The organism is Fusobacterium sp. DD2, assembly GCF_018205345.1.
Taxonomy (GTDB): Bacteria; Fusobacteriota; Fusobacteriia; order Fusobacteriales; family Fusobacteriaceae; genus Fusobacterium_A.
In genome coordinates this window covers 1-14,736 of the sequence record NZ_JADRHM010000058.1, presented here as the reverse complement: position 1 = coordinate 14,736, position 14,736 = coordinate 1, and the positions used below count along the sequence as shown (strand labels likewise).

Annotated in this window: 17 protein-coding genes; 8 read left to right on the top strand and 9 right to left on the bottom strand. The window is 30.7% G+C overall.

Annotated elements, in window-relative coordinates; genetic code table 11:
* Nucleotides 1-614 (bottom strand): MarC family protein (locus IX290_RS08805; protein WP_211492848.1); only part of this gene is annotated, 614 nt, incomplete at its 3' end.
* A 274-nt stretch (nucleotides 615-888) separates the two neighbouring features.
* On the opposite strand from IX290_RS08805, the gene IX290_RS08800 reads away from it, so the two are divergent.
* A complete protein-coding gene (locus tag IX290_RS08800) occupies nucleotides 889-2,394 on the top strand; it encodes an ABC transporter substrate-binding protein (protein ID WP_211492847.1) in 1,506 nt (501 codons plus the stop codon).
* Between the two features lie 41 nt (nucleotides 2,395-2,435).
* On the opposite strand, the gene IX290_RS08795 is transcribed toward IX290_RS08800, so the two are convergent.
* The 8 genes from IX290_RS08795 to IX290_RS08760 form a co-directional block, all read right to left on the bottom strand.
* Complete coding sequence (locus IX290_RS08795; protein WP_211492846.1) at nucleotides 2,436-2,606, bottom strand: hypothetical protein; 171 nt, start codon at nucleotides 2,604-2,606, stop codon at nucleotides 2,436-2,438.
* Nucleotides 2,607-2,648: 42 nt separating this feature from the next.
* On the bottom strand, nucleotides 2,649-3,002 hold the full coding sequence (locus tag IX290_RS08790) for a hypothetical protein (protein WP_211492845.1): 354 nt from the start codon (nucleotides 3,000-3,002) through the stop codon (nucleotides 2,649-2,651).
* A 30-nt stretch (nucleotides 3,003-3,032) separates the two neighbouring features.
* On the bottom strand, nucleotides 3,033-3,869 hold the full coding sequence (locus IX290_RS08785) for an ankyrin repeat domain-containing protein (protein WP_211492844.1): 837 nt from the start codon (nucleotides 3,867-3,869) through the stop codon (nucleotides 3,033-3,035).
* A 26-nt stretch (nucleotides 3,870-3,895) separates the two neighbouring features.
* Nucleotides 3,896-5,713 (bottom strand): translational GTPase TypA, encoded by a 1,818-nt coding sequence (typA, locus tag IX290_RS08780; protein ID WP_211492843.1) that lies wholly within the window; start codon nucleotides 5,711-5,713, stop codon nucleotides 3,896-3,898.
* A gap of 19 nt (nucleotides 5,714-5,732) precedes the next feature.
* A complete protein-coding gene (gene truB / locus IX290_RS08775) occupies nucleotides 5,733-6,590 on the bottom strand; it encodes a tRNA pseudouridine(55) synthase TruB (protein WP_211492842.1) in 858 nt (285 codons plus the stop codon).
* An 84-nt stretch (nucleotides 6,591-6,674) separates the two neighbouring features.
* Nucleotides 6,675-8,369, bottom strand: coding sequence for a putative glycoside hydrolase (locus IX290_RS08770; protein WP_211492841.1), 1,695 nt, complete (start codon nucleotides 8,367-8,369; stop codon nucleotides 6,675-6,677).
* 73 nt (nucleotides 8,370-8,442) lie between these two features.
* The gene (locus tag IX290_RS08765; RefSeq protein ID WP_211492840.1) at nucleotides 8,443-8,919 is read right to left on the bottom strand and encodes a TlpA disulfide reductase family protein; all 477 of its coding nucleotides are present in this window, start codon (nucleotides 8,917-8,919) and stop codon (nucleotides 8,443-8,445) included.
* A gap of 12 nt (nucleotides 8,920-8,931) precedes the next feature.
* Nucleotides 8,932-9,597: a cytochrome c biogenesis CcdA family protein gene (locus tag IX290_RS08760; RefSeq protein ID WP_211492839.1), complete on the bottom strand. Its 666-nt coding sequence runs from the start codon at nucleotides 9,595-9,597 to the stop codon at nucleotides 8,932-8,934.
* 365 nt (nucleotides 9,598-9,962) lie between these two features.
* On the opposite strand from IX290_RS08760, the gene upp reads away from it, so the two are divergent.
* The 7 genes from upp (at nucleotide 9,963) to IX290_RS08725 (ending at nucleotide 14,705) form a co-directional block, all read left to right on the top strand.
* Nucleotides 9,963-10,586, top strand: a complete 624-nt coding sequence (gene upp, locus IX290_RS08755; RefSeq protein WP_211492838.1) for a uracil phosphoribosyltransferase — start codon at nucleotides 9,963-9,965, stop codon at nucleotides 10,584-10,586.
* Between the two features lie 94 nt (nucleotides 10,587-10,680).
* Nucleotides 10,681-11,328: a CoA pyrophosphatase gene (locus IX290_RS08750; RefSeq protein WP_211492837.1), complete on the top strand. Its 648-nt coding sequence runs from the start codon at nucleotides 10,681-10,683 to the stop codon at nucleotides 11,326-11,328.
* Nucleotides 11,325-11,813, top strand: coding sequence for a D-glycero-beta-D-manno-heptose 1-phosphate adenylyltransferase (gene rfaE2, locus IX290_RS08745; RefSeq protein ID WP_211492836.1), 489 nt, complete (start codon nucleotides 11,325-11,327; stop codon nucleotides 11,811-11,813). Before IX290_RS08750 ends, rfaE2 begins: the two co-directional genes overlap by 4 nt.
* Complete coding sequence (gene tsaE / locus IX290_RS08740; RefSeq protein WP_211492835.1) at nucleotides 11,806-12,270, top strand: tRNA (adenosine(37)-N6)-threonylcarbamoyltransferase complex ATPase subunit type 1 TsaE; 465 nt, start codon at nucleotides 11,806-11,808, stop codon at nucleotides 12,268-12,270. The genes rfaE2 and tsaE overlap by 8 nt, the downstream gene beginning before the upstream one ends.
* A complete protein-coding gene (gene tsaB / locus IX290_RS08735) occupies nucleotides 12,251-12,943 on the top strand; it encodes a tRNA (adenosine(37)-N6)-threonylcarbamoyltransferase complex dimerization subunit type 1 TsaB (RefSeq protein ID WP_211492834.1) in 693 nt (230 codons plus the stop codon). Before tsaE ends, tsaB begins: the two co-directional genes overlap by 20 nt.
* 34 nt (nucleotides 12,944-12,977) lie before the next feature.
* Entirely contained in the window at nucleotides 12,978-14,303 is a 1,326-nt protein-coding gene (locus IX290_RS08730; RefSeq protein ID WP_211492833.1) for an FAD-dependent oxidoreductase, read from the top strand.
* An 84-nt stretch (nucleotides 14,304-14,387) separates the two neighbouring features.
* A complete protein-coding gene (locus IX290_RS08725; RefSeq protein ID WP_211492832.1) occupies nucleotides 14,388-14,705 on the top strand; it encodes a thioredoxin family protein in 318 nt (105 codons plus the stop codon).
* The last annotated feature ends 31 nt before the right edge of the window (nucleotides 14,706-14,736 follow it).

Genomic DNA, 14,736 nt, shown 5'->3' with positions numbered 1-14,736 from the left:
TGTCCGTATATTTTTAAAGCTTCAAATAATCCTGTAAAGAGTATTCTAAAACCAATTGCAAGAATGAAAATTTGCATTACTCTGGAAAGAATATATAAAACAAGTTGTCCTACAATCTTTTCTACATATCCCCCTATCCAGTATATTCCATAAATAATGACAAAAGCCAATACAATGGATATAGAGTTGGTGATAAGACCGTTTTGAGCTCTGTTAATAAGAGCAGTAGTAAGGACTCCAGGTCCAACAAGCATAGGAAATGCTATAGGTATTATAGCTGTTTTAATCTGTTCAGCTATAGAGGTATTAAGATTTTTTGAAGTCTTATTTACAGGAAATACCAGATTTTTAGATGCAATAACAATAAGAATCAGCCCCCCAGCCATCTTAAGCTCATCCATTCCAATTCTATAAAACTTAGTCATTAAAAATTCTCCAAGTAAACTGAAGAAAAAAGTGATACAAAATGCAGTAAGTACAACAGTGTTTTGCAACTTAACTCTTATCTTTTTATCCAATCCACCACACATACCTATAAATAGAGGTACATTTCCAAAAGGGTTAAGAACAGCAATAAGAGTAAGTGCACTAGTAAAAATGACAGTAAGATTCATATTTTACCCTCCTATGAATATGTAATATTAAAAAAATTTAATTACAAAGTATATATTTTTTATATCGAATTATTAATATATTATATCACGTTTTCCAAAAAATTAGTACATTTCTACTAGGGAAAAAAACAATGTTAATTATTAATGAAATATATGATGGGTTATATTTTATTATCTATTATATTGAAAAAGAGTTTTTATTTAGTAAGGGTTGCAATAATTGGCAAATGTAGTATAATCTGAATAATACAGAATATCTAATCAGGAGGAGTGTATGAAAAATAAAATATTTGGGTTATTAATGCTAGTAATGTTTGTAATTTTACCATTAACTATCTATGGTTATACGCCGGATAAGGATACTTTGGTAGTAGCACAAAGTTCTGACGTAAAAAGTATGGATCCAGTAGCATCAAATGATATACCTTCACACTGTGTATATCTTCATATTTATGATACTTTACTGGACAGAGATGATGATGGTAATTTAGTACCATGTCTTGCACAAACATGGGAACAAGTTGATCCTTTAACATTGGTTCTTCATTTGAAAGAGGGGGTTAAATTTCATAATGGTGAGCCTTTTACAGCTAAAGATGTTATTTTCTCATTAAATAGAGCAAAAGAAGCACCTGCTGTAATGAGTTTCTTTAAAGAGATTGATAAAGTGGAAGCATTGGATGATTATACTGTTAAGATTACAACAAAAGAGCCATTTGGACCATTATTGGGATATTTAGCTCACAAAGGTGGATCTATTGTAAATGAGAAAACTGTTACTGAAGCTGGAGATAATTATGCACATCATCCTATTGGGACAGGACCTTATAAATTTGTTGAATGGAGATCAGGAGATAGAGTTATTTTAGAAGCTAATCCTGAGTATTTTAGATGGAAACCAGAAATACCTAAAATTGTTTTTAGAGTAATATCAGAAGGAACAAATAGAACTATAGCACTTGAAACTAAAGAAGTTGATATTGCATATGATATAGAACCTATGGATGCACAATTTATTAAAGGAAATCCAGATTTAGTATTAAAAACAAAACCATCACTTGCAATAAGTTATTTAGGATTTAATACACAAAAAGCACCTTTTGATAAAAGAGAAGTTAGAAAGGCTATCGCCTATGCTGTGGATCTTCCTAGTATAATAAATGCAGTTTATTTAGGAGGAGCAAGAATAGCTAATTCGCCAATACCACCTGGTGTACCTGGATATACAGATGATGTAACTACTTATAGTCATAATCCAGAAAAAGCTAAAGAGTTATTAGCTAAAGCAGGATTAGCTGACGGATTTAAAGCTAAACTTTCAATTAGTGATAAAAATATGACTAAAGATATAGCAATAATTCTTCAGGATCAATTAAAACAGATTGGTATAGATCTTGAAATTGAAGTAATGGAGTGGGGAGCTTATCTAGATAAATTGGGTAGAGGAGAACAGGATATGTTCATTTTAGGATGGGTATCACCTCCTGAACCAGATGTTTGTATGTATGCTCTTTTCCATTCAGATAACAAAGGAGCTGGAGGAAATAGAACATATTACGATAATAAAAGAATGAATGAATTACTTGAAAAAGGAAGAAGTACAACAGAACAAGCAGAAAGAAATAAATATTATTATGAGGCACAAAGATTAGTACAAGATGATATTCCTATGTTTGTTATGATATATCCATTTAAAAATGCTGGAATGCAAAAGAATATAGAGAATTTTAATTTAAATGCTGATAATAAACCTCGTTTGGATAGAGTAAAAAAATCATAAGAATAAAAAAGCACGATATCAGAAGATATCGTGCTTTACTATTATAATTTAGAAATTATTAATTCAGCTGTTTTATAAAACATGAATAATCCAAGTCCGCAATAAGAGACAAGAAGAATAAATGCTCCTAATCTATTATCATTTTCGTAAACTTCTTCAATAGCTTTTTCTTCAACTTGGTTATTATTTCTTCTTAACTGTTTATTTGACATTTGAATTCCTCCCTTTTTTTATTCTAAAAAAAAAGAGAAATATCAAATAATCAGTATCCTTTTTCTATACCTGAAGATTATTCCATAATACTCAAAAATATCTTTAAAATATTGTGGTTTACTTTTCATCCGATAGGTATAAATTAAAACAAGTATTACAGGTGCTGCAATAAATATTGGCTCATAACTTAAATGATGTTCTACAATAAAATCATTTTGATGTGTAAGATTTGTAGAGATAATCTCACTGTTATGGAAGTCATTATTTGCAACTAATACTATGTTATTATTTGTTTTATATTCGATTAATGATGGTCGTATATTTGAATAATAAAGGTTGGTAATCAGTAATGAAAATACAAAAATAAATAACAGATATAATCTTTTTATTTTCATCCACCCACCTCCTTAACCTTTATAATAGACCTATTTAATTCCTTTTTCGTATAAAAATTCGAGCATTTCAGCGTTATTATTATTTTTAGCAATAGAAATAGCATTATCTCCATATGACATGTAATTTAGATCAACTCCCAATTCTATAAGCCTATTAATAGCTTGTGGAAAATTATTAGCAACACTTCTTAGGTAAACTTCACCTAAAATAATTTCCCCTTTTTTATTTTTAGCTTTTAAATCATAACTTGCAACATCTAAAAGAGCCAATATATTTTTTTCATCATATGAATAATATATTGGATAGTTTCCATCCTTATCTTTTTGAGCAAAGTTTGCACCACTCTTGGCCATTTTTCTAATAAGCTCATCATTTCCTGATATAGCAGCTTGAAATAAAGTATTCCACTCTTGATAATTAGGATGATATTTCATAAGAAGGTAGCAATAAGAGATTGGTTTGTTTTTTATGAAGTAACTAAATAAGCTATTTCCCTCATAATCATATACATTTATATCTGCTCCATCTTTTAAAAGAAGTTTTAAAGCTTCTATACTTCTAGAGTAAAAAATAGGAGTCATTCCTGTTTTGTTATCTCTTGCATCAATATCTGCACCTCTATCTAAAAGAGTAGATAAAGATTTTAAACTGTTATTTTCAAGGGCAAGTTTTAAAAGTGTTTCTCCGTTATTTTCATAGTCAATGGGAAATCCATCGCTTAGATACTTATTAAGTAAGTAATTGTCATCAATCATAATAGCATTTGAGACTTGTTCAGAAGAGATAACTACTCTCTCTTTTTTCCATAAATGAGAACAACTGGTAAAAAGTAACATCACTGTCATAAGAATAATAAATCTCTTCATAAACACATCCCTCACTTTATTTTAAATTAGTCTTCAGATCTTTTTTCAAACTTTCTTCTTTCTCCCTCTTTTAAATATTTTTTTCTAAGTCTGATATTTAAAGGAGTTACTTCTACTAATTCATCGTCAGCAATATAGTCTAGAGCTTGTTCCAAAGTGAATTTTCTTGGTGGTGCTAATTTAACTGCATCATCACTTCCTGCAGCTCTCATATTTGTAAGTTTTTTAGTCTTACATACGTTTACTACAAGGTCATTTTCTCTGTTATGTTCTCCAACTATCATTCCTTCATATACAGGGATTCCTGGATCTAAGAATAGAGTTCCTCTATCTTGGATATTATTTAGAGCATAAGCTACAGTAACACCTGGTTCTGTTGCAATTAATACTCCTCTACTTCTTGTAGGGATTTCTCCTTTGTATGGTTCATAATCAAAGAATGAATGGTTTAATATTCCTGTACCTTTAGTATCTGTTAAGAATTCGTTTCTAAATCCAATAAGTCCTCTTGCAGGTACTTTAAATTCTAAACGAGTATATCCGTCGTTTCCAGGTATCATAGATACCATTTCACCTTTTCTTCTTCCTAATTTTTCAATTACTGTACCAGTAAAGCTATCATCAACGTCGATTAGAGCCATTTCAACTGGTTCCATTTTCTTTCCATCTTCCATTTTGAATAAAACTCTTGGTTTTGAAACTTGTACTTCAAATCCTTCTCTTCTCATATTTTCAAGTAGGATAGAAAGTTGAAGTTCTCCTCTTCCTTTTACAACAAAGGCATCTGGAGTGTCTGTAGCTTCTACTTTCATACTAACGTTAGTTTGAAGTTCTTTTTGAAGTCTTTCCCAAATGTGTCTTGATGTAACGAATTTACCATCATTTCCAGCAAATGGAGAGTCATTTACCATAAATGTCATAGCAAGTGTTGGTTCATCAATATCAATTAGAGGAAGTGCAACAGGATTATTTACATCTGCAAAAGTTTCTCCAATATCAATATCATCAATACCAGCGATACATACTATATCTCCAGCATGAGCTTCTTGGATTTCAACTCTTTTTAATCCTTCGTATCCATAAAGAACAGATACTTTTCCTTTAAATTGAGAACCATCTCTTTTAATAACCATAACATCCTGGTTTCTTCTTACGATACCATTGTGGATTCTTCCAACTGCAAGTTTTCCAACGTAGTTGTCATATGCAATATTTGTAATAAGAAATTGCATAGGTTTTTGTTCGTCTCCCTCAGGATCGTCAACATGTTCAAGGATAGTTTCAAATAGAGGTTCCATGTCTTTTCCTTCATCTGTTAACTCTTTTATAGCATAACCATTTTTACCAGAAGCATATACTACTGGGAAGTCAAGTTGTAAATCATTTGCATTTAATTCAATAAATAATTCGTAAACCATGTATAGAACATCTTCTGGTCTAGCATTTGGTTTGTCAATTTTATTAACAACAACAATTGGTCTGTGTCCTTGCTCTAAAGCTTTTTTAAGTACATACTTAGTTTGAGGCATTGGTCCTTCAAAAGCATCTACTAGTAGAACAACAGAATCAACCATTTTCATAATTCTTTGTACTTCTCCACCAAAGTCCGCGTGTCCTGGTGTGTCAACGATATTGATTTTGTAATCCTTATATCTTACTGAGGCATTTTTAGAAAAAATTGTAATTCCTCTTTCTCTTTCAATATCATTTGAGTCCATTACCCTCTCTTCAACTTTTTCCAACTCGTGAGAACCAAAAGCTCCCCCTTGTCTAAGTAAACAGTCTACTATAGTTGTTTTACCGTGGTCAACATGGGCAATGATTGCTATGTTTTTTATCTTCATTATACATCCTTCCTTGGGTTTAAAAATATTTATACCCTTTTAATAAATTATTACCTACATTTGCTAGACCTAAAAATTCACCGTCACAGTATATTCTGTATCTGCCATCATTAGCAGAAAATCTGACAGTGTTTCCATTTAAATATAGTCTCAGGTCTTTTTCATTTGAAAGTGTAAGTTTTGGATATTTAAAAAATTCCTCTACACTCCAAATAAAGTTAAAATTCTCACTGCTATATAAATCCTGAATCTCTTCTAAAGTAAAAGAATCCTTAAGATTTATATCGCCTACATTTTCTCTCACAAGAGAAGTCATAGTTGCATAAGTACCAAGATGCATTCCAATATCATTAATAAGTGAACGTATATAAGTTCCTTTAGAAACTTTGCATCTTATTTTTCCTTTATTTCCATCAAAATCAAGTATCTCTATAAAGTCAATTGTTATATCTCTAGTTTTTCTTTCAACTTCTATTCCCTGTCTTGCAAGCTCATAAAGTTTTTTTCCATTAACTTTTAATGCTGAATACATAGGTGGAACCTGTTTAGTTGTTCCTATAAAAGTTGATAGCGTTTTTTCAAGTTCTTCTCTTGTAACTTCTTTTTTGTCTGATTCTTCAATAACTTTTCCTTCAACATCATAGGTATCTGTCTGATAACCAAGTTCAAATCCGGCAGTATAGACTTTTGAATATCCTTCGATATCCTGTACAAGTCTTGTTGCTTTACCAACACATACTATAAGTACTCCCTCTGCTAAAGGATCTAAGGTACCAGTGTGCCCTATTTTCTTTTCTCTTAGGATTTTTCTAAGATTTCTAATTACATCAAAGGAAGTTATTCCTGAAGGTTTGTTAATATTTATTATTCCCTCCAAAAATTCTCAACTCCTAATATTAGAACTATTTTTTAGTATACCATAAAAAATGCAAATTTAAAACATATTTCTGAAAAAATACAGTTATTTTTCAACGATGCCGTATCTGTTACTTGGGCTCCATAATAAATATTCATCAATTCCTAAATCTTTAAGAGCTTTAACCTGTGCATCAATTTCATTTTTTCCATAATTGATATGTCCTTTTACCCATTTTGCAGTAAAAGCTTGTAACCAAGGTCTAACATTAGCTGGATAATCAATATTGTTATTTCTATTTACTCCATCTAAAGTTGAACGGTATATTGTAGTGTATGGATTTGCATCTGGAACAGATAGTCCATATACACCTTTTCCATAGTGGCTAGGATAAGCCATTGGACAGATAAAGTCAACTTCATTAGCTATTACCTCCCAATGTTGTCCAAGTCCCATGTCATCAGAAGAACTTCCAACTTGTCCATATACATCTGCTGCTATATATACACCTAAAGGAGATAACTCTTTTCTCGCATATTTTAAATATTTAGCAATAGTTTCAGGTTTTGTTTCACCATTTGTATTTCTATAGTTTAATTGTTTATCAAGTTTTCCACCATTTGATGCTGGGAATCTTACATAATCAAATTGAATTTCATTAAATCCTGCTTTTGCAGCTTCTTTAGCAACTGCAACGTTATATTCCCACAGATTTCTATCATGAGCAGATACCCAGATTACACCATCACTGTTTGTATATGGTTTACCATCTGCTAGCTTTATAATAGCTTTATCAGGATTTTTCTTAGCATATCTTGGGTCTTTAAAAGAAACTATTCTTGCTATTACATAGATATTATTATCCTTTAATTTTTGGATAAATTTTTGAATATCATTAACTGGATATTTATCAAAAGAAACTCCCAAGTATTTTTTTTCTGCTTCTGTTTTAAAAAGAAGTTTTCCCCCATCATCTTTTACATCTATTACAAATGCATTGATAGGAGTACGTTTAGCAAGTGCAATCATTTCGTTCATCTTTTTTTCAGAAGCTGCTGAATAAACAGTTAGATATACTCCTCTGACATTGTCTCTTTTAGGATTGTCAGGGTAATTGATTTTTTCAACTGGTTTGAAGCTTATATTTTTTAAATTCTCTGGAGAAACTTTATGTATATCTTTAGAGATATTTTCACTTCTTATCCATCCTATATATGTTTTTAAATTTTTATTATATTTGACTTTTGTCCAATTAGTTATTTGAGCGGTAACTTTTATTTCAAAAGTTCCATCTTTCTTTTTGATTTTGCTCTCTTTTTTTGTTTCAATCTGTTTTTCTTCTAAGATCTCAACTCTTGTTGCTTTTCTTAATGTGTCTAATACTTTTGTTCCCTTATTATCACTGAAAAGTGATGTTTTAAGCTTATTTGTAAATCCATAGTTAATATTATTGCTAACTTCCTGAGCAATCTCTTCCTTTACAGGCTCTTCCTCTTTTGTTTCTATCTCTGTTTTTGGTGTTTCTGTGTTAACTGGTTCAGGACTTACTGCTTTAACACTATTCACATCTTTAGTGTCAGGAGTTGAAATATTATTTTCTTCAGTTGTGGTTTTATCAATTGAAGATTTTGCTATTTCCTTTTCCTCCTCTTTGGATATTTTTGTTATCTCTTTTTCAGGTTGGATTTTGTTGTCTTTTAATCCAATCCCCTTTGTAACATCTGCTGTAGCAGTAATGGCAATTAGATAAACTGCAATTGCCCCTAATACAGTTGTAATAAATTTCTTTTGGCTCTTCATTGTTGCTCCTTTCGTTGGTTGAATAATTTTACCTATGTATTTTATACTATTTTATGTGAAATATCTATATAATCTAGAAAGATTTTTCAAGTAGTGATGCATTAATATATCTTTCAAGTGTGTCACCTGGGATAGCTCCCATAGCATAGTTAATAACATTTCCATCTCTATCTATAACAAAGAGTGTGGGAAATGCTCTCACAGGGTATTTCTGAAATGCTTCCTCACTTACAACAGTAGGAAACTTGTATCCTTTACTTTCTAAAAATTCTTTAACTGTATCCATCTTTTCGCTATTTACTCCAAGAAATACAATATCTTTTTTATTTTCACCATATTTTTTGTAAAGCTCATCAAGTACTGGAAGTTCATGTCTGCATGCTGGACACCATGTAGCCCAGAATGTTAAAAGAACAAACTTACCTTTGTAATTTTCAATTGAGTGCTCAATACCATATTGGTCTTTAGCTGTAAAATTTGGTGCTTTTTCAGTACCAGCAAATGATGTAAAAGATAGAAGTAGAAGTAAAATTCCTATTATTTTTTTCATATTGTTTCCCCCTTATGCAATATAGGTTAAAAGATAATCAAGTTTACCAGTGATGATAAGAATACCAAGAAGAATTAGTAATACTCCCATAATTTTAGGTGTATATTTAACAATTCCCATATTTTTCTTAAATAATTTAAGGAAAAAGGAACTGAAAAAACCTGTAATTAAAAATGGTATTATAAATCCCAAAGTATATACAAGCATTAAAATAATCCCCTGGGTTCTGTTATCAATAGAGCTTATTGCCATTAATACTCCTGATAGTGCAGGACCTATACAAGGTGTCCATGCAAAACTAAATGTGAATCCAAATATAAATGCAACAAACGGATTCATTTTCTTTACATCAAAATTAATTCTTCTTTCCCTTGATAAAAAATTATTTTTGAAAATTTGAAGCTGAAACAGTCCTAACAAAATAGTTAGAATACCACATACAAGAATGAAGACATTTCTGTATCTGTATACTAACTGACCTAAGGCAGAAAAACCTAATGCTAGAAAAACAAAAGCAAAAGAGATGCCAAAAGTAAAGAATACAGTGTTTATTGCAATACCTTTTTTGTTTTCAATGTTATTTCCAGACAGGTATCCTATATAAAGTGGTAATACAGGAAGAATACATGGTGAAAAAAAAGAAAGTATTCCTCCTAAAAAAATAGTTAGGTAGCTCATATAACCCTCCTTAATGTAATGTATAAAGTGTATCACTATTATATACTATAATTTTATCCTTGTAAATTTAATTGAAAAATAATTATTTTAAGGAAAAAAGTCAAAATTTTAACCTTAGAAATATGAAAAAATCTTAAAAATATCTTTAATTTTATTATATCAACGAAATTGAAATATGTCGATATTTAAAGGAAAAATTCGCATATAAAATCAAATGGATTGATGTGGTATTGTCTGAGCAGAAAATACCTAAAAAAGATAATTTTTTTACCAAAAGTAAGGAAAAATATTTATGTAAAAATCTAAAATCTGTGTTATAATAAATTAAATGAGAGTAAAAATAATTTAAAATTCAAGGAGGAAAAATGGCTGTTATAGAAATAAATCACCCATTAATACAACATAAATTGACACTTATGAGAAGTGCAGATACTGATACTAAATCTTTTAGAGAGAACTTAAATGAGATTGCAAAATTAATGACTTATGAAGCAACAAAAACTTTAAAATTACAAGATAAAGAAGTTACTACACCTTTAATGACAACTACAGGTTGTGAATTACAGGATAGAATTGCATTAGTTCCTATCTTAAGAGCTGGACTTGGAATGACTGCTGGAATTTTAGATTTAATGCCAACAGCAAAAGTTGGACATATTGGAGTATATAGAAATGAAGAAACTCTAGAGCCTGTATATTACTACTGTAAATTACCAGTAGATATTACTTCAAGAAAAGTAATAGTTGTTGACCCAATGTTAGCAACAGGTGGTTCTGCAGTTTATGCAATAGATTACCTTAAAAAAGAAGGAGTTAAAGATATAATATTTATGTGTCTTGTAGCAGCTCCAGAAGGAATAGCAAAACTTTTAAATAAACATCCAGATGTTGATATATATACAGCAAAAATCGACCAAGGATTAACTGAAGAAGGATATATCTATCCAGGATTAGGAGACTGTGGAGACAGAATATTCGGAACAAAATAGTTAAATAAGTAAGGAAAGAGCAGCAGATGGTGATTTTTTGCTATTGTAGTTGCTCTTTTTTTTGAAACTAGATATTATGTTGATGAGGGATTTGATGGAGAGATCTTTAGCTGATGTTTTGGAAAATGGTGACGAAAGAATTATAGGGAGAAGCAGACAGTTTTTATCAGCTGTTTTAATTGCTTTGATAACTATAAAAGGAAAAGTACATATTATTTTAGAAAAAAGAGCTTTCGGGATAAAACAGGGAGGAGAGATATCTTTTCCTGGAGGAAAGTTTGAAAAAAATGATAGAAATACAAGAAATACAGCTGTTCGAGAAAGTGTAGAAGAACTGGGAATAAGTTGTGAAAATATAGAGGTATTAGGTAAGTTTGGAACACTTGTAAACCCATCTGGAGTCATTTTAGACGCATATGTTGGAAAAATTAATATTTCACAACTTTCAGAAATAAAGTATAATAGAGCTGAAGTTGAAAAAATTATTCTTGTTCCTATGGAATTTTTTCTAAACACTTCGCCTAAAGTTGAGAAGATAGCAATGGAGAATATACCCCTTTTTTCTGCAAAAGAGTTAAAACTTCCTAAAAGATATGAAAAATCTTGGGCAGGTAGAGCTAGAGAGGTATATTTTTATAGTTATCAAAATGAAGTGATTTGGGGAATGACAGCAGAGATAATCTACGAATTTGTGCAGGAATTAAAAAGGAATGGGAAATTGCATATGGAGGGATTGAAATGATACTGAGCAGAGAGACAGCAGCGAAATTAGTTGCAGAACTTAAATTGCAAGGAAAAAGTGTTGTTTTTACAAATGGATGCTTTGATATTTTGCATATAGGGCATTTAAGATATTTAAACGAAGCTAAAAGACAGGGAGATATCCTTATTGTAGGAGTAAACTCTGATGCTTCTGTTAGAAAACTAAAAGGACCTACAAGACCGATAAATAATGAAATTGATAGAGCAGAGATGTTATCAGGGCTAAAGGCTGTTGATTTTACACTTATTTTTGATGAATTAACACCAATAGAAACATTAGAAATATTAAAACCATCTATCCATGTAAAAGGTGGAGATTATAAAAAAGAGGAATTACCAGAGACTTCAACAGTTGAGAAAAATGGAGGAGAAGTAAGAATTCTTGCCTTTGTAGAAGGAAAATCAACAACAAATATAGTAAATAAGATACAGTTTAAGAATAATGATGGAGGAAAAAATGAATAGAATACTCAGTTTCAATGAGTTGGATAATTTAGCAGAAAAACTGGCTGACTATTCAAAAGAAAACACTGTGATAGCCCTAATTGGTGATTTAGGAACAGGAAAAACAACTTTTACTCAGAAATTTGCAAAACGTTTAGGAGTTAAAGAAGGGATTAAAAGTCCTACATTTAACTATGTTTTGGAATATTTTAGTGGAAGACTTCCTTTATATCACTTTGATGTATATCGTTTGCAGGAAGCTGAAGAGATTTATGAAATTGGATATGAAGATTATCTAAATAATGATGGGGTAGTCTTAATTGAATGGGCTAATATTATAGAGAGTGAGCTTCCTAAAGAGTATATTAAAATTGAGCTAAAACATCATGATGACATATCGAGAGAGGTAGATTTGACCTACGTTGGAAATAGCACAAAAGAGAAGGAGATGTTAGATTATGTTGGTTTTAGCAATTGATACAGCTACAAAAATTGCAAGTGTAGCATTATATGATGATAAGATAGGAATTTTAGGAGAGACAAACTTATATGTAAAAACCAATCATTCAAATATTATTATGGGATTAATAGATAACTTGTTTAAGATGACTGGTTTTACTATAAAAGATGTGGATAAAATTGCTGTTACTGTAGGTCCAGGTTCTTTTACTGGTATAAGAATTGGAGTAGCTATTGCAAAGGGACTTACTTATGGTACTGATAAAAAAATTGTTGGTATAAATGAATTAGATGTAATAGCCAATAATGCTGAGTCTAGAGATGGAATTATAGTTCCACTTATAGATGCGAGAAAAGGAAGAGTATATTTCTCTACGTATAGATATGTAGAGAATAAGATAGAAAATATATCAGAATATAAAGATGGGGATCTTGCTGATATATTAGAAGAGATGAAGGAAGAAAAATATATTTTTGTTGGAGATGGAGCAATTGCTTATTCAGATATGATAGAAGAAAAAATGGGAGAGAGAGGTACTCTGTTTTCTAAGACATCTTCTATTCCTAGAGCAGCTGTAGCTGCAAGATTAGCAGTTGATTCAAAAGATGATAATCTATATACATTGGAACCATTCTATGTTAATAAATCTCAAGCTGAAAGAGAAAAAGAAAAAAGAGAAAATAATAAATAGATAGAGTTACGATAAAAATAACGAGGTGGAAATGATGAAGGTAAAAAAATGGAGATGTACTGTATGTGATGAGATGTTTGACTATGATAAGAAACCAGATAATTGTCCAGTATGTGGAGTAGGACAGGAGCTTTTTGAATTAGTTGAAGTTGAAGTCTCAGAAAAATCTATTGAAAAAGAAGTAGACATAGTTATAATTGGAGGAGGAGTTGCTGCTGTTAATGCTGCAGATGCAGTGAGCAGTAGAAATAAAAAGGCAAATATAACAATGGTTTGTAGGGAAAAATATCTTCCTTACTATAGAACTAGACTTACTGAGTTGATAGATACAGATATTTCAATGGAGAGAATGAAGATAAAAAAAGAAACTTGGTATAGCGATAGAAATATAAAACTTTTACTTGGAAAAGAGGCAACAACTATCAATTCTAAAGATAAAAAAGTAGTTTTATGTGACGGAGAAGAACTAAGTTATGATTATCTTGTTATCGCTTCTGGTGCTGGATGTTTTATACCACCATTTGAAAATAAAGAATTAGAAAATGTAAGAGTAATAAGAGAGTTAGAAGAGACTCTTGATATAAAATCTAAAGCTGCAAATTATAAAAATGCTGTAGTAATAGGTGGAGGAGTTTTAGGACTTGAAACTGCATGGGGACTAAAAAATCTTGGTATAGATGTAACAGTTCTGGAAGTTATGCCTAAAATACTTCCAAGACAGCTTGATGAAAAAGGAAGTGCTTTACTTGAAAGAATAATTTTGGATACTGGAATAAAAGTTGAAAAAGGAGTCCAAGTAAAGGGATTTGAAGGAAATGGAAAGGTCGAAAAGGTAGTTTTAAAGGATGGAAGAGAATTCCCAGCAGATCTTGTAATAGTAAGTGCAGGAATAGTACCTAATAAGGGATTTGCACTTTCTTGTGATTTGAAAGCTAATAAAGGAATAACTGTTAATGAAAAAATGGAAACATGTATAAAAGATATATATGCATGTGGAGATATAGCTGAATTTAATGGTAGAGTAATGGGACTTTGGCAAGTAGCAATGGAACAAGGTAAAGTTGCAGGAGCCAATATATGTGGAGATGAAATAATATATAAAGAGCAGGTTCAACCTTTAAGTTTTGATGGAATGAATACAAAGCTTTTATCAATAGGAGATGTTCATTCTAATGAGGGAGAAACTGATTATGTAGAAGAATATGATGCAGCTAAGAAAATATATAAGAAACTGGTATTCAGTGAAGGAGTATTAAAAGGAGCAATTCTTATAGGGGATACTTCAAAATCAATTGCAATAATAAAAGCAGTTAGAGAAGGTATTAGAAAAAATGATATTTTAGCAAAAATGTATAACTAAAGACCTTGATTTTTTAAAAGAATACTGTTAAATTATATGTGTACAATTTCGAACGACTAGAAGGGGAAAAACTAGGAGGAGTAATTGAATAGTATAATAAGTTTAGATGAAATGAGCTTTGAAGAGAAGATGAAAGAAGAAAATGAGTTAGTGATAATCAATTTCAGTGCAGAATGGTGTGGACCTTGCAAAATAATGAATCCCATCTTAGAAGCTGTTTCAAAAGAGGAAAATGTTAAAATATTTAGAGTGAATGTTGATGAAAGTCCTAATCTTGCGTGTGAATTTGGAGTTGAAAATATTCCAATGACAATTTTTATGAGATCTGGGAATAAGATATACCAGGTTAATGGACTGAAATCGAAACAGGAACTAAGAGAAAAGTTATGTGAATTAAAATAATAAAAAGACTGAGTGATATTTTATCATTCAG